Annotated in this window: 14 protein-coding genes; 5 read left to right on the top strand and 9 right to left on the bottom strand. The window is 47.0% G+C overall.

Annotation, left to right across the window (positions count from 1 at the left end; genetic code table 11):
* Nucleotides 1–51: 51 nt before the first annotated feature.
* Complete coding sequence (pyk, locus tag PRUB_RS12785; protein ID WP_010384500.1) at nucleotides 52–1,485, bottom strand: pyruvate kinase; 1,434 nt, start codon at nucleotides 1,483–1,485, stop codon at nucleotides 52–54.
* A 319-nt stretch (nucleotides 1,486–1,804) separates the two neighbouring features.
* Between pyk and gndA the strand changes: the two genes are divergently transcribed.
* Entirely contained in the window at nucleotides 1,805–3,178 is a 1,374-nt protein-coding gene (gndA, locus tag PRUB_RS12780; protein ID WP_010384501.1) for an NADP-dependent phosphogluconate dehydrogenase, read from the top strand.
* Between the two features lie 67 nt (nucleotides 3,179–3,245).
* Here gndA and ansA read toward each other — a convergent pair whose 3' ends face one another.
* Together ansA and sppA are read right to left on the bottom strand one after the other, a co-directional pair.
* Nucleotides 3,246–4,256 (bottom strand): asparaginase, encoded by a 1,011-nt coding sequence (ansA, locus tag PRUB_RS12775; RefSeq protein ID WP_010384502.1) that lies wholly within the window; start codon nucleotides 4,254–4,256, stop codon nucleotides 3,246–3,248.
* Between the two features lie 89 nt (nucleotides 4,257–4,345).
* Nucleotides 4,346–6,217, bottom strand: a complete 1,872-nt coding sequence (gene sppA / locus PRUB_RS12770; RefSeq protein ID WP_081694355.1) for a signal peptide peptidase SppA — start codon at nucleotides 6,215–6,217, stop codon at nucleotides 4,346–4,348.
* Between the two features lie 241 nt (nucleotides 6,218–6,458).
* On the opposite strand from sppA, the gene PRUB_RS12765 reads away from it, so the two are divergent.
* The 3 genes from PRUB_RS12765 (at nucleotide 6,459) to PRUB_RS12755 (ending at nucleotide 9,895) form a co-directional block, all read left to right on the top strand.
* Complete coding sequence (locus tag PRUB_RS12765) at nucleotides 6,459–8,420, top strand: FAD-dependent oxidoreductase (RefSeq protein ID WP_010384505.1); 1,962 nt, start codon at nucleotides 6,459–6,461, stop codon at nucleotides 8,418–8,420.
* Nucleotides 8,421–8,562: 142 nt separating this feature from the next.
* Nucleotides 8,563–9,264: an HvfX family Cu-binding RiPP maturation protein gene (locus PRUB_RS12760; protein ID WP_010384506.1), complete on the top strand. Its 702-nt coding sequence runs from the start codon at nucleotides 8,563–8,565 to the stop codon at nucleotides 9,262–9,264.
* 82 nt (nucleotides 9,265–9,346) lie between these two features.
* Nucleotides 9,347–9,895 carry an NAD(P)H nitroreductase gene (locus tag PRUB_RS12755; RefSeq protein ID WP_010384507.1) on the top strand — a complete coding sequence of 183 codons (549 nt, stop codon included), beginning with the start codon at nucleotides 9,347–9,349 and terminating at the stop codon, nucleotides 9,893–9,895.
* A gap of 268 nt (nucleotides 9,896–10,163) precedes the next feature.
* Here PRUB_RS12755 and PRUB_RS12750 read toward each other — a convergent pair whose 3' ends face one another.
* A complete protein-coding gene (locus PRUB_RS12750; protein WP_010384508.1) occupies nucleotides 10,164–12,746 on the bottom strand; it encodes a TonB-dependent receptor in 2,583 nt (860 codons plus the stop codon).
* Nucleotides 12,747–12,887: 141 nt separating this feature from the next.
* Here PRUB_RS12750 and PRUB_RS12745 point away from each other — a divergent pair, with 141 nt between their 5' ends.
* The gene (locus PRUB_RS12745) at nucleotides 12,888–13,412 is read left to right on the top strand and encodes a YaeQ family protein (RefSeq protein ID WP_010384509.1); all 525 of its coding nucleotides are present in this window, start codon (nucleotides 12,888–12,890) and stop codon (nucleotides 13,410–13,412) included.
* Here PRUB_RS12745 and yfaE read toward each other — a convergent pair.
* From yfaE to ubiG, 5 genes are all read right to left on the bottom strand, one after another.
* Nucleotides 13,404–13,676, bottom strand: a complete 273-nt coding sequence (yfaE, locus tag PRUB_RS12740) for a class I ribonucleotide reductase maintenance protein YfaE (protein WP_010384510.1) — start codon at nucleotides 13,674–13,676, stop codon at nucleotides 13,404–13,406. The genes PRUB_RS12745 and yfaE overlap by 9 nt on opposite strands.
* Nucleotides 13,676–14,806, bottom strand: coding sequence for a class Ia ribonucleoside-diphosphate reductase subunit beta (nrdB, locus tag PRUB_RS12735; protein ID WP_010384512.1), 1,131 nt, complete (start codon nucleotides 14,804–14,806; stop codon nucleotides 13,676–13,678). The genes yfaE and nrdB overlap by 1 nt, the downstream gene beginning before the upstream one ends.
* A gap of 51 nt (nucleotides 14,807–14,857) precedes the next feature.
* Complete coding sequence (gene nrdA / locus PRUB_RS12730) at nucleotides 14,858–17,143, bottom strand: class 1a ribonucleoside-diphosphate reductase subunit alpha (RefSeq protein ID WP_010384514.1); 2,286 nt, start codon at nucleotides 17,141–17,143, stop codon at nucleotides 14,858–14,860.
* Between the two features lie 366 nt (nucleotides 17,144–17,509).
* Entirely contained in the window at nucleotides 17,510–18,157 is a 648-nt protein-coding gene (locus PRUB_RS12725; RefSeq protein ID WP_010384515.1) for an HAD family hydrolase, read from the bottom strand.
* Entirely contained in the window at nucleotides 18,154–18,864 is a 711-nt protein-coding gene (gene ubiG, locus PRUB_RS12720) for a bifunctional 2-polyprenyl-6-hydroxyphenol methylase/3-demethylubiquinol 3-O-methyltransferase UbiG (RefSeq protein WP_010384516.1), read from the bottom strand. The genes PRUB_RS12725 and ubiG overlap by 4 nt, the downstream gene beginning before the upstream one ends.
* Nucleotides 18,865–18,975 lie beyond the last annotated feature (111 nt).

The raw sequence follows: 18,975 nt of genomic DNA, 5'->3' as shown, positions 1-18,975 counted from the left end.
ATTGAGAAGGAAGGGTTATCCGGGCAGCAATGCCACCCGGATGAAGACTTTCTAAACGGTGACAATTTTCATTGTATTGGTCGCACCAATGGTTTCCATTACGTCACCGTGAGTCAGGATCACCGTATCGCCTTGTTCCAGCGCACCTGTTTCGACCAGAGTATTTAGCGCATCGCGAACGGTTGATTCTTCACTACATTGAGTAGAATCAAAATAAACCGGATAAACGCCCCGATAAAGCGCTGTCTGGCCTAGTGTTCTGGCATGTCGTGAAAGCGAATAGATTGGCAAGCCAGAACTAATTCTCGACATCAATTTCGATGTATTCCCCGACTCAGTCAGTGCGACGATGGCCTTTACGGAAGTCAGATGGTTTGCCGCATACATAGCAGACAGGGCAAGTGTCTCTGACGTGTCAGTAAACATGCTGTCCAGACGGTGTTTTGAAATATGAGTTTGTGGCTGCGATTCCGCGCCAAGACAAACACGTGCCATTGTTGCGACGGTTTCTTCCGGGTAATCGCCTGCCGCAGTTTCTGCTGACAGCATAACGGCATCAGTACCATCCAATACGGCATTCGCCACATCCATGACTTCAGCACGGGTCGGCATCGGGTTATCTATCATAGATTCCATCATTTGCGTTGCAGTGATAACCGTTCGGTTTAGTGAACGTGCACGGCTAATGATTTGCTTTTGTTTGCCTACTAAGGCCGCATCACCAATTTCTACACCCAAGTCCCCACGTGCAACCATCACTGCGTCTGATGCAAGCACAATGTCGTCAATCGCTTCAACTGAATCAACGGCTTCTGCACGTTCAATCTTAGCCAGTAGTTGTGCATCCGATCCTGCTTTTTCAGCAAGGCCTCGAACATAGCGCATGTCGTCGCCACTGCGTGGGAATGAAACTGCAATGTAGTCAACGCCAATTTCAGTCGCAGTCAGTAAGTCTTCTTTGTCTTTTTCGGTAAATGCGGGCGCTGTCAGACCACCGCCTAATCGGTTGATCCCTTTATTGTTCGACAGGATGCCGCCGACGGTAACTGTACAGTGCACTTTATTGCCTGCAACGCTATCTACCGTTAGCTGGATAAGGCCATCGTTCAATAAAAGCAAATCGCCCGCATTTACATCATTTGGTAGTTCTTTGTAATCAATACCTACAGACTCGATAGTGCCTTCACCTTTTTCAAGTTCAGCGTCCAGGGTGAACTTTGCACCTACGTCCAGGTTAACTTTGCCGTCTTTGAATGTAGAAACACGAATTTTAGGTCCCTGCAAATCAGCCAGGATTGCGACATGCTTGTTTAATTTTTTTGCAATTTCCCTGACGGCTTCTGCTCGATCTTTATGATCCTGCGCAACACCGTGGGAGAAGTTCAAACGAACAACGTTTGCACCTGCGCGAATGATTTTTTCTAAGTTATTATCTCTGTCTGTAGCTGGCCCTAGTGTTGCTACGATCTTTGTGCGTCTAAGCATCAGGTTCTCCTGTTGGCTTGTCTCGGTGACTTTATCTGGATAACTTGCTGGGTTTTAAGAAAGAAATATCTTATAACCCTTTTTAACATGCAAATTAAATTATATGATCTATATGAACTGATTATGACACCGGTGTCAGGTGGCGTCAATCACGACTTTTTGTCAATAACGTGCCGTACTTATCTAAAATTGATTAATTTACAAACAGGTAAGCGGGATCAGTGAGGTAGGTTGAACGCTTTATATCCGACTCAGCTTGGGTATAATGACGGTACGCTACCGAAAGACTATTGAATTTGTTACCGAGGAGGAAAACTTAATGCAAGTTGCATTAGTTGGTTTGGGTGTGATGGGGAAAAACCTCGCGCTAAATCTTATAGAACAGGGCATGACATTAGTTGCCTATGATAAAAACCCGGACGCGGGTGCGGAACTATTGAGTTGCGCGCAGTCGTCAGGGATTGCCGAGCGCCTTCACATTGTTTCCGATCTTGCTGACATGGTTAAGCGATTGGATACGCCAAGGTCTGTTTTGCTTCTGGTACCGGCTGGTGAGCTGGTGGATAAGGTGTGTCAGGACTTAATTGAAGCGGGTGTAGAAAAAGGCGACATCATTGTTGATTGTGGCAACAGTAACTACAAAGATGGTATTGCCCGCAAACTTAAATACCAGAACAAGTTCGAATTTGCCACGATGGGGATTTCGGGTGGCGCAGAAGGGGCCCGACACGGACCTGCTATGATGGCCAGTGGCTCAGAAGGCGGCTGGGAGCGCTTAATTCCGTGGTTTGAAAAAGTAGCAGCTACACACAACGGTGAATCTTGCTTTGCTCGTGTTGGTCAGTCTGCCAGTGGTCATTTTGTGAAGATGGTTCATAATGGCATCGAGTATGCGTTAATGCAGCTTATCGCTGAGATGTATCAGCTATTACGTATCGGTACTGGCCGCTCCCCAGCTCAGGTCGCGGAGGTGTTCAAGAGCTGGTCAGAAGGGCCGCTTAACAGTTATCTGCTCGCAATTTCAAGCCATATCTTGAGCCTGGAGAGCGATCAGAATGAACCTATGGTTGACCTTATTGACAACAAAGTGGGTGCGAAGGGAACAGGTCTTTGGACTGCACAAAATGCACTTGAGCTCGGCATTGCAGTGCCTTCTTTGGTTGCCGCAGTGCAAGCCAGACATCTGACTAACACCATAGATACACCAGCAGCGAAAGAAATGACGTATGCCCAGCGTGCAACCAACAGTGTCGACCTGGATCTGGATGAACTTAAAGATGCTTTCTATTTTGCCAGCCTGCTTTGTTATCGTCAGGGGTTGGCACTTATCAAAGGCGCTTCCAGATCTCACCAGTGGAAAGTTGACCTGGATAAAACACTTCAGACGTGGCGTGCGGGTTGTATCATCAGAGCGGATTATCTGGACGATATTGCTAAAGGGGTTGAGTTCTTGGATACACAAGAAGGGCCTGCCAATGCTCTACGTAAGATTGCTGGCCAGGCAATTCAGAGTGGCCTGGCGTTCCCAGTACTGACTTCAACACAAACTTATATCGCAACACTGAGCACGCCAAGTAACGGCCACTTAGTGCAGGCGCAGCGTGATTATTTCGGTGAGCACGGGATTAAGACCCACAGTGGTGAGTCTTGTCACCTGACAGACCTGGCTGAGATTGACGCGAAAGTCAGATAATTTGTCTGATCAAATAAAAAAGCCCGGGACGTAAGCCCGGGCTTTTTTATATGTACGAGTATGAGATTTACCGAGTCAGCTCTCCGCGTAGATTGTCTTGCATCAGGTGGCGTACGGTTTCCAGTTCGAGGCCCTGGCTGAATAAGTAATGTAGTTTTGTCAGGCAGGCTTCCAATGTCATATCGTATCCGCTAATGACGCCGCAGTTGAGTAGGGCGTTTCCTGTCGCATAGCCACCCATATTAACCTGACCCTGAATACACTGGGTTAAATTAACGATCACAACACCTCTGTCCGAGGCGGCTTTAAGGGCATTTAGAATGTCTTCTTGCTGAGGTGCATTGCCGACACCAAAACTCAGCAAAATAAGAGCTTTGATATCGCTCTGCAGGACATTGGTCACCATAGTGCTACTAATACCAGGGTACAGGTGCAGTACGCCTATGGGTTGCGATGCAACCGGTGTGACGCGCAAGGCCTGATCCACGTATGGACTAAGCTGGCCTTCGAGTAATTGAATATTAATCCCAGCCTGCGCCAAAGGCGCCATATTGGGAGAGGCAAAGGCATCAAATCCGTCGGCATGTGCTTTGATGGCGCGATTACCCCGAAATAGCTTGTTATTAAAAAACAGGCTCACCTCAGCAATGGGGTAGTTTGCGGCGAGATACATTGCATTGAGTAAGTTAACCTGGCCATCAGAGCGAAGCTGAGACAGCGGAATTTGCGAGCCTGTGATAATCACAGGCTTGGTCAGGTTTTCGAACATAAACGACAAAGCCGATGCCGTGTAAGCCATGGTATCTGTACCATGCAGTACGACGAAGCCATCGTACTCTTCGTACTTACTTTTAATGTCGTCGGCTATCAGTTGCCAGTGTTGTGGCGACATGTCAGATGAATCGATCAGTGGGCAGTATTCATGAATGTCGAACAGGGGCATTTCTTCTCGGGTGAATTCAGCATTACTTTTTACCGTCTCGGTGAGATATCCTGCGACGGGTACGTACCCCCGGCTGGATTGCTTCATGCCAATTGTGCCGCCTGTATAGGCAATATAGATTTTTTTTCTTTTCATTCTGCTACCTAAAAAAAAGCCCGGATCCTAGTCCGGGCTAATTATATCAACTGCAGCATCACAATGCAGTCAAATCATTGAGACATTCCTTACTCACCGACGATACAGGTGGTACACAAGGTATAGATATTGTTAGGGTCATTAAACTGTGTGATCATCGCAGCGCTTTGCTTCACCTGATAGAAAAGCTGATTGAGTCCTTCATGCGCAATCGGATTTAACGACAACGCGTTATCATCTGATACTGAAAGTAATGACTGCACAGTCGCCGAGCCGAAAATATCCTGTAGTAGCTGCTCTTTTTCTGACAGGGTTTGCTCAACAGTGTAGACATCGTAATGTTCTAGGTTAGCCATTTCTGCAGCCGCTTCAATCGCTTGCTGTTTAGTACCAAGCTGGTCGATAAGACCAAACTCATGCGCCTGAGTAGCCAGCCAAACCCGCCCTTGCGCGACATTGTCTACATCAGAGACGGGCAGGTTACGGGAGTCTGCTATCACTGAAATAAACTTGTTATAGGCATCTTCCACACCCATTTGCAAGACATCCGCAAACTTAGGATCCAGGCCTCGGGATAAAGAGGATGACTTGAGTTCAGTCGTTGCAACGCCGTCTGAATACACACCCAACTCTTTCAGTGAATTCTCAAAAGTTAAAATGGTTCCAAAGACACCTATAGAGCCGGTAATGGTGCTGGGAGACGCCCAGATTTCGTTGGCAGATGCTGCAATCCAGTAGCCACCTGATGCTGCCACCGAGCCCATAGATGCAATCACCGGCTTTCCGGCAGCCTTGATGGCAAGTACTTCGTTACGAATGACTTCGGAAGCAAACATGCTGCCGCCACCAGAGTCAATCCTTAACACGACGGCCTTTACTTTGTCATCCATTCGGGCCTTTCGTAGCAGCGCCGCGGTCGAGTCACCGCCTATCATACCGGCTTTGCGTTTGCCGTCGACAATTGTGCCTTTGGCAACCACAACAGCGACTTTTTCGGTAAATGGATTCGGGCCAAAATCGTGCGACGCAGTACTCGCATAGTAGTCTTCGAACGAGACTTGCTTGAAACGCTTTCCATTGTTCTGAGTACCGACCAGGTCGATCATTTTTTGGTTGAATTGCTGGTCTGTTTCGAGTGAATCGACCCAGCCATATTTTAAGGCAAATTGCGCAGAGTCACCGGTAACCGAAGCCATTTTATCTACATATTGTGTGAGCGTTTCGTCAAAGTTGGCGAGTTCAAATCCGCGCTTGTTTGCCACGTCTTGTTTGTACTGAGACCACAAAGTATTAAGCCAAAGTTTGTTGGCTTCTTTCGCTGCGGCAGACATATCATTACGAATGAATGGCTCAACTGCTGACTTATAGGTGCCTACCCGGAAAATGTGTTGCGTGACCTTGAGCTTGTCCAGTGCTTCTTTAAAGTACATTGGGTAGGAGCCATAGCCACTGATGTTAATACCGCCGTACGGGTGAACAGACACCTCATCGGCATGGGCGGCCAGGTAATACTGTGACTGACTAAAATAGGGGCTATGCGCAAAAACTTTTTTGTCTGACTCTTTGAAAGAGTCAATAGCACTTGCAACATCACGCAGCTTATCCAGATGTGCATAGTGCATATGACGCAAATCCAGGTACAGTGCTTTGATGCGAGGGTCACGGGCTGCTGTATTGATGGTCTCGACAACATCGTCGACCAGCATTTCTTTAGGCAGGTCTTGTTTACCGAAGACGTCACCCATCGCTGCGTCTATTGGGTCAACATAAGTCAGCTGCTCAACCAGTTTACCTGACAGGTTTAGGCGCAAAACGCTGTCCTGAGCTACCTGAGGTTGCTCCTCTGTTGAGAAAACACCGACCACTGCCGCAATAATCAGAAAGAAGAACAAAAAGTTGAGGATCAGGCGGCGAGAAAAGTTTATCGCGTGCCAGATCCCAAGAAAAAATTTACCGATCAATTTCAAAGCTATACCTCTGAATGTCTTAGTGGAATGTACTCACTGTTAATCATAACTTAGTTGCCGCAGCGTCGTTAGAACAAAAACGTAACTAAGTATTTATTTGGCGATGATGGGCTAAAAATCAATCACTTTTCTATCATTGAATCGTATTTAACAGAAATTAGTCGCGGTTTTTGCTTGCGAAAAAATATAAAATCGTTAATGTTCACAGGTAAGACCAGTTACATTGGGGCACGCAATGTTAGAACAAAAATTACAATTGAAGAACACAGATTTGCGAAATCGCTTGGTCATGGGCTCGATGCACACAGGCCTAGAAGAGGGATGGCACAACAGGAAGCGGCTCAAAGCATTTTATGAGGAGCGCGCGAAAGGTGGGGTGGGCCTAATCATCACCGGTGGGTATAGTCCAAATCTGCGTGGTAAACTCACACCGATTTCTTCTTCATTCAACAGTCGCTACGACATCATCAAGCACCGCGCCTATACCGATGCGGTCCACGCACATGGTGGTAAAATCTGTCTTCAGTTATTACATGCAGGGCGTTACGCCTATCATCCATTTAATGTTGCACCCAGTGATATTAAAGCACCCATCAATCCATACACGCCAAAATCGATGTCGTTGAGTATGATCCGCAATACCGTCAAAGACTTTGCCAAATCGGCCAAAATGGCAGAAAAAGCGGGTTATGACGGGGTTGAAATTATGGGCTCTGAAGGTTATCTGATCAACGAGTTTATGGCTGACCATACTAACAAGCGGCAGGATTTATACGGCGGAACGCTGGAAAATCGAATGCGTTTAGCGATAGAAGTGGTGCGCGCTGTAAGGGAAAAGGTATCCGCTAAGTTCATTATTGTATTCCGGCTGTCTGTTATGGATCTGATCCCAAACGGTTCTACAGCTGAAGAAGTCACGCTTCAGGCTAAAGCCCTGGAAGAAGCCGGTGTCGATATTCTTAATACCGGGATCGGCTGGCATGAAGCACGCGTTCCCACAATTGCCAGCATGGTACCGGCCGGGGCGTTTCGTGAAGCGTCAAAACGGCTAAAAGACGTGGTCGACATTCCAGTCGTTGCAGTGAACCGAATTAATACACCTGAACTGGCAAATGATATTCTGAACCAGGGCGAGGCAGACCTGATCTCCATGGCACGTCCATTGCTCGCAGACCCCGATTTCTTCAATAAGTATGCTGAGAACAAAACCGAACAAATTAATATTTGTATCGGCTGCAATCAGGGGTGTCTTGACCATGTGTTTAAAGGTAAGCGCGCAACCTGCCTGGTGAATCCACAGGCTGGTTATGAGCTGGACTATCCGCTTGCACCTACCAGCAACCCAAAACAGGTTTTGGTGGTGGGTGCCGGGCCTGCGGGGCTGTCGGCAAGTTGCTATCTGGCCAAAAAGGGTCATAAAGTGACGCTGATTGATAAGAATGAACATGCTGGTGGTCAGTTCAATCTGGCAATGCGCATACCTGGTAAAGAAGACTTCAAATACACCCTAAATTACTTCCTGAAGGAAGTAGCGCGTCTGGGCGTGACCATGAAGCTGGGTTGCGAGTACGATTCGTCTATGGCTCAGTCTTATGATGATATTGTCTTCGCGACGGGCGTGAGCCCCAGACAGTCCAGAATTACTTGCAGCGATGGTAAACGTGTTTTTGCTTACGATGAAGTGATCCGCAAAGAAGTTGAACTCGGAGACAAAATCGCAATCTTGGGTGCGGGTGGTATTGGCTTCGATATGGTTGCTTTTCTCGCTGAGCAGGCTGATCAGAGTATCGATGAGTTTAAGGCACAATGGGGAATTGAGTGCCAGCCGTCAGACACCGCAACAGAGAAAAAGCTTTACATGCTTAAACGCAGTGAAGGGCGCTTTGGTAGTAACTTAGGTAAGACGACAGGCTGGATCCATCGTGCCGTTGCCAAGCATCATAATGTTGAGCAAATTGCTGAGTGTGAGTATATCTCGTTCGATAGCAAAGGTTTGCTGGTTAAGCAAGCGGGTAAAGAGCGGGTTCTGGACGTGGACACGGTTGTGGCCTGTATCGGACAAACCTCTAACGATGCGTTGTTCAACAAAGAGGCTATGCCAGCGAATCAACATGTGATAGGTGGAGCCAAACTGGCATCAGCCATCGATGCTAAACGGGCTATCTATGAAGCCTTGCAGGTTGCCAGAAAAATATAAACGCGCCAGATCAAACAAAACACGGGCAAGCTTATAGGGTATATCACCCGTGTTTTGTTCTATTTAAAACCATTCTATTTGCAATAAAAAACGGTGATTTAAGGTCTACACTCTATAACATCAGTTATAACAGACTTTATTTATGTATAAATCACTCTATTCCTTTTATCGTACCTTTCTTAACAGAATCGCCTTACTCGACGGCCTGGCCCCATTGATGCTCAGGTTGATTCTGGCACCCGTCATGATCATAGCCGGCTACAGCAAACTAAACCTTGCCAATCCTGATATTACTGGTCTGACGCGCTTGCTGGCCGATGAAAATGTGGTGGCCTGGTTTGGTAACTCAAATTGGGGGCTAGGTTTACCGGCACCAGACTTGCTGGCCTTTCTGGCAGGCTGGACAGAGTTTCTCGGCGGCTGGTTTTTGTTAATTGGCCTGGCCACACGTTTGGTGTCCATCCCACTTGCTGTGACCATGTTTGTCGCTGCAACTCAGGTGCATTGGCATAACGGCTGGTTTTCTGTTGCTCCCAGTAATCCGGATACCAGCGCAGCACAGGTTTTTGCCTGGCTGGGCAGCGATGCTGCGAAGCAGAGCCTGGAAGCAAGCACAGAAGTCGCTGAACGCTTGTCTCGTATCAAAGAGATTGTTGCGGCGAATGGGCTACCAGAATATCTTTATGAGTATGGCAATCCGGTGATCCTGAACAATGGTATTGAGTTTGCGGCTATCTATTTTGCGATGCTGATAAGCCTGTTATTTACCGGAGGTGGACGCTACTTTAGTGTGGATTATTGGGTCCGAAAGCCGCTGGAACCAGAGCAAAATTACTTGCCGTAAGCGGTTTTTGAAAGCAGACACTAAACTTTTGCGCCGGTGTCGCGTTAGAATAGGGTACTAACAGAAATTTTAGGAATTACAAATGGATGCCATTGAACTATTAACGACGCGACAATCCGACAGCAACTTGTCATTCCCGGGCCCTGATGCGGCTCAGCTGGAAGTAATAAAAAAAGCGGCCCTTAAAGTGCCAGACCACGGAGGATTAAAGCCGTGGCGCTTTATTCTGGTTGAAGAGGACGGCAGAGAGAAACTGGGCGAGATCTTTTATCAGGCAGCGGTTGAAGAGCAACAAGAGCAACGCATCATCGACCGTGCGAAATCCTTACCTGAGCGTGCCCCTATGCTGATCATTGCGGTTTCTCCTTATATGGAGCATCCAAAAGTGCCCAGAATTGAGCAAGTAGAGAGCGCAGCCTGCAGCGTATTTGCTATGCAGCAGGCGGCCTTTGCTCAGGGGCTGTCTGGCGTATGGAGAACGGGTTACTTTGCACAAAGCAACTCGGTGAAGCGCCAGCTGGGATTGAATGAACAGGATGAAATCGTCGGTTATCTATATCTGGGCACACCCACCGTCCTTTGTACCAAACCTGTCAGACATCAGCCTGAAGACTTTTTTACTCAGCTGTAACCCTTGCAGTCAGCTTCATTCTCTTAACGTTTTGAGGCGAACCGGGTACCTGAGTATCGATTGTATCTATGCGCAATATGGCAGGGTCTGCTTGGTGAGAATCAGCTGCATTAAATCCCATGAGCGTGCAGGTCTTTAAAATGGGTCTAAGGATACTAATCCTTATGATGAGGCGTAAAAAAGAAAATGCCGCTTTGCAGCGGCATTGGGCTCAGATAGGAACTGTTTGTCTTTTGCTATTAGCTAACGAAAAACAGAGCCTACAAACTTAGAAGTAACCACGGATCCCTAACTTGAAGTTACGTCCAGGCAATGGGGCTTGCTCTTTGATAAAGGAGCTGTGTACAAAGCCAAGTTCATCGGTGATGTTGTCGACATTCACATAACCTACCAGATCTACACCAGACAAACTGAAGTTGTAGCTAAAGCTTGCATCAAGCAAGGTGTAGCTGTCTGTTTTAGTTTCTGACTGCGCAAGGTTGTCCTGCGTCATGTAGTGAGTCGCGCTTAGTTCAGCCATGAAGTCTTGTAGCTCGAAGCGGTAGCTTGTGCCCAGCTTGTTCGATGGAATGCGTGGCAGGTATTCGCCAGAGTCCAGCTCTGCTCTCAGGTGGTCACCAAAGACCTTAATGCGGTTACGTGCATCAATCTGATAGTGGGCATCAAACTCAAAACCATATAGCTCCGCATCGGCACTTTCAAATTGATAAACGGGCAGGGCACCATCATGATGGTGGTCAGCCAGTTCAATACCGTGTTCTCCGGTATACATGTAGCCAGTATTACGCTGATAATAGTAATTCGAGACATCATTGTAGAAGAAGTTTACTGTGTAACCAAAATCGCCAATGAAGCGTCTGAAGCTGATATCCAGGTTGGTCGATCTTTCCTGCTCAATGTGCTCAGGCTCGAAGTGAACTTCGTCACCTTCGATGTGGTAACCAAGGCCAAGCTCGTAGGTAGAGGTGGCGATGTGCAGGCCATTTGACAGCAGCTCGGCAGTCAGAGGTGCACGCTCTGAGCGAGACAGGTTAATGGCAACATTTTGTCCCTCTGCATAGTCATACACAGCGCCAATTGAGGCACTAAAATTAGTGGTGTCCAGTGTATAGTCGATCACCTCAGCCATGTGCTCATCTTCATGGCCTTCATGCTCGTGGTCATGCTCGTCGTGACCGTGGTCATCATGATCATGCTCGTCATGATCATCGTGGCCTGAAGTAAAGTTGCTAGACAATGCGAAGTCTTCGACACGGGCACCTAGCTCTAAAGTCACATCACCGAAGCGACGCTCTTCAAGCACGTACAAGGCATGTGTTTTTGTGTTGGTCGCTGGGGTGAACGCTTCTGCGCCTTCAGCGGCGTAGTCACTGTCAGAGAAGTGATAGCCGATAATACCGTGCCACTCACCTAATCTGTGTTCGATGTTGGTTCTTATTTCAGTGGTTTCGTTAGTGAACGTTGTACCAACGGCACCATGCTCAATCTCAGAGTGTTCATAATCGGTAAAACCTGCGCGCACCTGAATAGACTCGATCCAGTTGTTGTGCAGTGCATAGTTAAACAGCGCCTGCCATCTGTCTTGTTTAACACGAGCAAAGACGGCTTCTTCTTCCGCGCCATGTGCATGGTCGTGTTCGTCTTCGCTATGCTCATCATGGTCGTCGTGATCATGTTCGTCGTGACCGTGTTCGTCGTGGTCATGCTCATCATGGTCATGCTCATCATGGTCATGCTCATCGCCGTGGTCGTGATGTTCATGAGAGTGGGCAGGGATCCCGTAGTCAGTTTCAATACGACCGTAAGACAAGCCAACCGTCAGGTGATCGCCAACAAAGCTGGTACCAATATTAAATTGCTCGGAATCGATAAAGGTATTGGCAACACGTTCAGCGTACTCAGTCTCACCGTGTGCTTCTTCACCATGTTCATCTTCGCCATGTTCATCGTGACCATGCTCTTCATGATCATCGTGGTCATGATCGTCATGCTCTTCGCCTGGTAACGCAAAACGCGGAGTGTCATAGTCGCCGCCTTTACGCGTTACACCATCAAAGTGGAAGTTAAAGCCGTTGTTGCCTGCTTCAAATAAAGCAGCAACGGTGTTGGTATTTGAATTGGTATCGTGGCTGAACTCAGCGGCGCCCTGAACACCCTCAATTACATCAGTTGGAATACGGTTATCAACCACATTAACCACACCACCAATAGCGCCTGAGCCATAGAGCAATGTAGCAGGGCCACGCAGTACTTCAATCTGCTGTGCAGCCAGAGAGTCATTGGTATTGGCGTGATCAGGGCCGACACGAGATGCATCACTGCTGTCCAGGCCGTTTTGGGTAATTTTAACGCGTGGACCGTCTAAACCACGAATGATAGGGCTCGATGATACAGGTCCAAAGTAACTAGCGTTAATGCCTGGCAGTTGTTTGAGTGTTTCACCCAGTGTTGGCTTTGCGCTGTTTTTTAGCTCATCACCACTTAAAACGGCGACAGGGGAAGCCATTTCAATGTTACTTTTGTGCAGAGCAGCGGCGTATACCACGACGCTCTCAACTGAACTCGGAGCCAGCTTAACGGTTACGTAAGGCGAGTCCGGAGTCACATCAATGCGCTCATTGATAAAGTGGTCTTTACTGACGTGCAACTGAGCGGCTTGATCGACGTTAATGCTAAATTGACCGTTAATATCGGTTTTAACGGACTGTGATTTACCGTGCAAATGCACTGTTGCATTCGGCACTGGCTGGTTATTGGTATCCAGCACTTTACCTTTTAATTGTGCGGCAGAGGCCTGCGAGGAAAAAATTGCGCTGGTTATGGCAAAAGTGATCAAAGACTGCTTAAACATAGTACTCATTCTGAATTGTTTATACTTGCAATAATATAACACCGCATTATTGCGGTATCAATGATGTTATACTATCTCTTTAAGTTTGCATTATTTTGACGGCTTAATATAGTTAGTTTGATAGGTTCAGGTACAAATATCATGACTGATCTCTTTGTTTTTAAGGTGCGAATGAATATTGCAGACTTGTTTCATCGCTCACATCATCAGGAAGTGTTCACCGCTGCGCTGCAAAAAGCCGAAACACTGGAGCATTTTGTGTTAAAGCTGATAGGGTTTTGCGGTCTGTCTTACTTAGATAATGTGCACTGGCTGGGGGTAAGAGAGAAGCATCAGCCAGACGTCTGGCTAGAAAATGCACAGGGACAAGTAGGCGTTGCACTTTATGCCGGAGAACATAGCCTGAGTGAGTTGCAAAAGTATCGTAAGCAAGCGAATAAGGTCGTTTTTTTGGTGTCTGACGCTGACGCCTGGTATGCAGAGCTGGCCCCTCATCTGATAGCGGTACAGGGTATCAGTATTTTTTCACTGTCCGCAGATTTTGTGAGTCAGTTGGCCAGTGTGTTATCGCGTAGTCTGCATTGGGACGTGATTATAGATAATGGGGTGATCAGCGTGAGTGACAAAGTGGATTACTATCAAAGTGAGATCATTAAACTACACTAGCTTAATGATCACATCGGTAACTGGCTTGCTGCAACAGAGCAAAATTTCTCCGTCACGGACGAACGCCAAAGGCTCCTGATTGTAGGCTATCTTTCCTCGGCACAGTTTAGCGCGGCACGCACCACAAAACCCTTCTCTGCACTGATAGGCAACTTCAACCTGATTGGCTTCAAGCGTTGCGAGGAGTGAAGGAGAGTGAGCCGCATGAAGGAGCGGCTCTTTGTCAGGGTCAAGAAAGATTTTTTTGACTGGCCTGTCTGTCATTACAGGTCGAAGTCACCAAAGTCAGACGCATCGACTTCCGCATCAATCTGACCTACCAGATATGAGCTGATCTCTGCCTCTTGTGGGGCAACCTGCACGTTGTCAGACACTAACCAGGCATTGATCCAGGGGATAGGGTTACTGTTACTTTCAAATTGGGCCGGCAAACCGACAGCGGTCATGCGTACGTTGGTGATGTATTCAACATACTGACACAGGATATCTTTGTTCAGGCCAATCATTGAGCCATCTTTAAAAAGGTATTCTGCCCATTCTTTTTCCTGCTCAGCAGCTTCTACAAACATCTGAACCGCTTGTTCCTGACATTGTGCAGCGACAATGGCCATTTCTGGATCATCTTTGCCATCTTGCATAATGTTGAGGATGTGCTGAGTGCCAGACAAGTGGAGTGCTTCATCGCGGGCGATCAGCTTGATGATCTTGGCGTTACCTTCCATGAGCTCACGCTCAGCAAATGCAAATGAACAGGCGAAGCTCACATAAAAGCGGATCGCTTCCAGGATGTTCACCGACATAATGCAGAGATAAAGCATTTTCTTTAGCTCAAACAGGTTAATGTGCACTGTTTCGCCGTTGATTTCGTGCTTGCCTTCGCCGTACAGGTTGTACAAAGAGACCTTTTCGATCAATGCGTCATAATGCTTAGTAACCGCCTCTGCACGCTCACTGATCTTATCGTTTTCGACGATGTCGTCGAAGATCAGTTCAGGCGACTTAGTGACGTTACGAATGATATGCGTGTAAGAGCGGCTGTGGATCGTTTCACTGAAAGCCCAGGTCTCAATCCAGGTCTCTAACTCTGGGATTGAGACAATAGGGAGCAAAGCAACATTGGGAGAACGTCCCTGCACACTGTCTAACAGCGTTTGATACTTTAGGTTGCTTAGAAAAATGTGTTTCTCGTGCTCTGGTAACGCCTGGAAATCCAGTCTGTCTTTACTGACGTCGACCTCTTCAGGGCGCCAGAAAAAAGACAGCTGCTTTTCGATCAGCTTTTCGAAAATAGGGTACTTTTGCTGATCATAACGGGAGACATTAACAGATTGGCCGAAAAACATCGGCTCCTGCAATTGATTGTTGTGGGTTCTGTTAAACGTAGAATACGACATAGATAATTCTCGACACCAAAAAAGAGCGGGTAAATTACCCGCTAACTATGATTAGATTTTACAAGCGCCGCCTGCACAATCATCGTCTTCAGCCTCAGGCTTCATTTCGTCCTGAGCATCCGATGCACCGTCACGGGTGTTGTGGTAATACAAGGTTTTCACGCCAAGCTTGTATGCGGTAAGTAAATCTTTGAGCAACAGCTTCATAGGCACTTTGCCACCTTCAAACTTAGTCGGGTCGTAATTGGTATTTGCCGAAATAGTTTGGTCAACAAACTTTTGCATAATACCGACCAGGCCTAAATAGCCATCGTTTGAAGGGATATCCCATAATAGCTCGTAGTTGTCCTTCAGTCGCTCGTACTCAGGCACTACTTGTTTAAGGATACCATCTTTACTGGCCTTAACGCTAATGTGGCCGCGTGGAGGCTCAATACCATTCGTTGCGTTAGAGATCTGAGAAGAAGTTTCAGATGGCATCAACGCAGACAAAGTGGAGTTACGCATACCATATTGCATTACGTCCTGACGTAATCCGTCCCAGTCCAGGTGCAGAGGCTCGTTACAGATACCGTCTACATCTTTTTTGTAGGTATCGATAGGCATGATGCCTTTTGCGTAGGTTGTCTCATTAAATTTAGGACAAGCACCCCGTTCCTGAGCTAACTTGTTAGATGCTTTCATCAGATAATACTGAATGGCTTCGAATGTTCTGTGCGTCAGACCATTGGCGCTACCATCTGAGTACTTAACGCCATTTTTTGCCAGATAGTAAGCAAAGTTGATAACACCGATACCCAAAGTACGACGGCCCATAGTGGCATTTTTCGCCGCTGGGACAGGGTAGTCCTGGAAGTCCAGCAAGTTGTCCAGAGCACGAACAGCCAGCTCAGCAAGCTCTTCAAGTTCATCCAGGCTGCTGATAGCACCAAGGTTAAACGCAGACAGAGTACATAATGCAATCTCGCCTTCCTCGTCATTGACGTGACTCAGCGGCTTAGTTGGCAATGCAATTTCCAGACACAGGTTAGACTGACGAATAGGGGCAACTTTTGCGTCAAACGGGCTGTGCGTATTACAGTGGTCAACGTTTTGCAGATAAATACGACCAGTACTAGCGCGTTCCTGAGCGAACATAGAGAACAGCTCCAGTGCTTTAATGCGCTTCTTACGGATTGATTCATCCTGCTCATACTGAACATACAGGCGCTCGAACTTTTCTTGATCTTCGAAGAAAGCGTCGTACAAACCTGGTACGTCTGACGGGCTGAACAGAGTGATGTAATCGTCTTTGATCAAGCGAGAATACATCGTTTTGTTGAATTGAACACCGTAGTCTAGGTGTCTAACACGGTTTTCCTCAACACCTCGGTTGTTCTTAAGAACCAACAGGTTCTCTACTTCCAGATGCCATAAAGGGTAAAATAGTGTCGCAGCACCACCACGAACGCCCCCTTGCGAGCAGCTTTTCACCGCTGTCTGGAAGTGCTTATAGAATGGGATACAGCCTGTGTGGAATGCTTCACCATTACGGATAGGGCTACCCAGAGCACGGATCCGACCAGCGTTAACACCGATCCCGGCGCGTTGGCTAACGTATTTAACAATCGCTGACGATGTCGCATTAATAGAGTCAAGGCTGTCTGCGGTCTCAATCAGTACACATGAGCTGAATTGGCGTGTTGGTGTACGGACACCCGACATAATTGGCGTTGGCAGTGAAATCTTAAACTGTGAAACCGCGTCGTAGAAACGTTTGATATAACCAAGTCGCGTTTCTTTCGGATAATCTGAGAACAAGCTTGCTGCAACCAGAATATACAGGAACTGAGCGCTCTCGTAGATTTCGCCAGTCACTCGGTTTTGCACCAAGTATTTACCTTCTAGCTGTTTGACGGCGGCGTAACTAAACGACATATCACGGTCATGCTCCAGGAAGCCGTTTAACTGCTCATATTCTTCTCGAGTATAATCAGTCAATAAACCCGCATCATAACGCTTGTCTTCAACCAGTTTAGTCACATGGTCATACAAATGCGGTGGCTCAAACTGACCATAAGCCTTTTTACGCAAGTGGAATACTGCCAGGCGTGCTGCCAGGTATTGATAGTCCGGTGTATCTTTCGAAATCAGATCAGCGGCGGCTTTAATGATAGTTTCATGGATGTCTTCGGTGCGAATACCATCATAGAACTGAATGTGAGATTTAAGCTCTACCTGAGAAACAGAGACATTGTTCAGGCCTTCAGCAGCCCAGTTTATCACTCGATGAATTTTATCTAAATCAAGCGGCTCTTTACGGCCGTTTCGTTTACTGACAGATAATTGTTGGTTCATAGCTACGCCTGTATTCCCCCGGAATGCGGTAATTGTCATCGCATATTCATAATTGCTTAGCATTTCACCACTATATATGGTGTCCGCTAGAAAGAGGATCACAAGATAGTGGGGTTATCGCTATTTTGCAATAGAGCAACTTTCTATGGATTGTGGATAACATAGGGATAATATTTTTATGTTAGCAAACACTAACCTTCTGCTATCCAACATGGCTGCAAACAAAAAAAAATCAACTCACGACAATCGATTTTTCTCTTTTTTTAAGAAAATTTTGCAAACTGCACGACTGTTTTTTTTATGTGCAAATTTGTTCTCAATATAGTTCACAACACTACATATAGTGGCATTTTTTAATCAATGCCACTAAATATACGAAATGAGTGATTCTGGGTTAGTAAGATTTAGATCCGCAGACCAACTTTGTGCCTCTTCCAGGGATGGAATGAAACCCCACAGAGCGGCTGCTGATCGCATGCCTGCCGCTTTTGCCGCGGCAATATCGCGCTCAGCATCCCCTACATAGGTACATTTGGTCGGATCTACGTCTAATCGCTCTGCCGCGAGTAAAAGCGGCTCAGGGTGTGGTTTGGCAACTTCCAATGTATCGCCGCACACTACAACCTCAATGTTCTTAAGCGGGCCGATCTGTGCCAGCAGGGGCATGGTCAAAAAGGTCGGCTTATTGGTCATTATCGCAATTTTGATTTCTCTGCTCTGTAAAGTATGAAGCAAAGGTTCAATGCCTTTAAAGCAGCGAGAATAAACGGCGATGTGTTGTGCGTAGTAATCCAGCAGCTGTTGTTTTAGCGTTGAAAAGTCGAATTTGCTGAGCTGATCTCCAAAGCCGACCTCCAGCAGTGCTTTGACACCGTTGGAGATAGCAGGGCTATACTCTGCACGTGATACCTGCGCCATTGCATGCTGTTGCAAAACATGGTTGAGTGCGGCGCCCAGATCATCACTGGTGTCGAGCAGGGTGCCGTCGAGATCAAATATTACAGCCTGTGTCATGCGAGTTTCTCAAAGTGGAGTAGGTAATTAACACTGACATCATTTGTCAGCGTAAAGGTTTTACCGAAGGGGTTATAATTGATACCGGCAGCACGACGCACTTTCAAACCTTCGGCTTCAGCCCAGCCTATCAGGGTAGAAGGGCGAATAAATTTGTTGTGGTCGTGGGTGCCCGGAGGGACCATCTTCAGCACTCGCTCAGCCGCAACAACAGCAAGCAAAAATGCTTTATGGGTCTTGTTTAATGTTGAGAAAAACACGTCTGCCCCCGGTTTTGCTGCTTTTGCGACTGCCGCAATAATAGAAGCTGGATCGGGTACATGTTCAAGCATTTCCATGCAAGTGACAACATCGAATTGAGCGCTATGGTGGGCGGCAAATTCTTCTGCTGATACTTTGCGATAGTCAATTTTAACGCCAGCTTCTAGCGCGTGTAGTTTCGCAACATTTAGTGGCTCCTGACCCAGATCGATGCCATGTGCTTGAGCGCCCATTTTTGCCATGCTTTCTGTCAGAATACCGCCACCGCAGCCGACATCGAGCACTTTTTTCTCAAACAAACCACCGCAGCGATCGTTAATAAAGTCTAGCCGTAACGGATTAATGTCATGCAGTGGTTTAAATTCGCCTTCGCGATCCCACCAGCGTTCAGCTATCTCTTCAAACTTTGCAATTTCACTTAAATCCACATTTTGATGTTCGGTCATAAAAAACTTCCTCGTTGAACTGAGCGCATTCTATCGGTATTGGATGAAATTTCCGAGTCATTTAGCCACTGCATTAGCCCAGAAACTATGATAGTATCCCCAGTCGAACTA

Source organism: Pseudoalteromonas rubra (assembly GCF_000238295.3).
Taxonomy (GTDB): Bacteria; Pseudomonadota; Gammaproteobacteria; order Enterobacterales; family Alteromonadaceae; genus Pseudoalteromonas; species Pseudoalteromonas rubra.
The sequence above is the reverse complement of the archived record's forward strand: the minus strand, read 5'-3'. Positions and strand labels throughout refer to the sequence as shown.

Excerpts from the sequence above, each read along its gene's own strand:
- PRUB_RS12750 (WP_010384508.1), bottom strand. The coding sequence starts at position 12,746 with ATGTTTAAGCAGTCTTTGATCACTTTTGCCATAACCAGCGCAATTTTT.
- ubiG (WP_010384516.1), bottom strand. The coding sequence starts at position 18,864 with ATGACCGAACATCAAAATGTGGATTTAAGTGAAATTGCAAAGTTTGAA.
- ansA (WP_010384502.1), bottom strand. The coding sequence starts at position 4,256 with ATGAAAAGAAAAAAAATCTATATTGCCTATACAGGCGGCACAATTGGC.
- nrdA (WP_010384514.1), bottom strand. The coding sequence starts at position 17,143 with ATGAACCAACAATTATCTGTCAGTAAACGAAACGGCCGTAAAGAGCCG.
- PRUB_RS12745 (WP_010384509.1), top strand. The coding sequence starts at position 12,888 with ATGACTGATCTCTTTGTTTTTAAGGTGCGAATGAATATTGCAGACTTG.
- PRUB_RS12755 (WP_010384507.1), top strand. The coding sequence starts at position 9,347 with ATGGATGCCATTGAACTATTAACGACGCGACAATCCGACAGCAACTTG.
- PRUB_RS12765 (WP_010384505.1), top strand. The coding sequence starts at position 6,459 with ATGTTAGAACAAAAATTACAATTGAAGAACACAGATTTGCGAAATCGC.
- nrdB (WP_010384512.1), bottom strand. The coding sequence starts at position 14,806 with ATGTCGTATTCTACGTTTAACAGAACCCACAACAATCAATTGCAGGAG.
- pyk (WP_010384500.1), bottom strand. The coding sequence starts at position 1,485 with ATGCTTAGACGCACAAAGATCGTAGCAACACTAGGGCCAGCTACAGAC.
- PRUB_RS12760 (WP_010384506.1), top strand. The coding sequence starts at position 8,563 with ATGTATAAATCACTCTATTCCTTTTATCGTACCTTTCTTAACAGAATC.
- yfaE (WP_010384510.1), bottom strand. The coding sequence starts at position 13,676 with ATGACAGACAGGCCAGTCAAAAAAATCTTTCTTGACCCTGACAAAGAG.
- gndA (WP_010384501.1), top strand. The coding sequence starts at position 1,805 with ATGCAAGTTGCATTAGTTGGTTTGGGTGTGATGGGGAAAAACCTCGCG.
- PRUB_RS12725 (WP_010384515.1), bottom strand. The coding sequence starts at position 18,157 with ATGACACAGGCTGTAATATTTGATCTCGACGGCACCCTGCTCGACACC.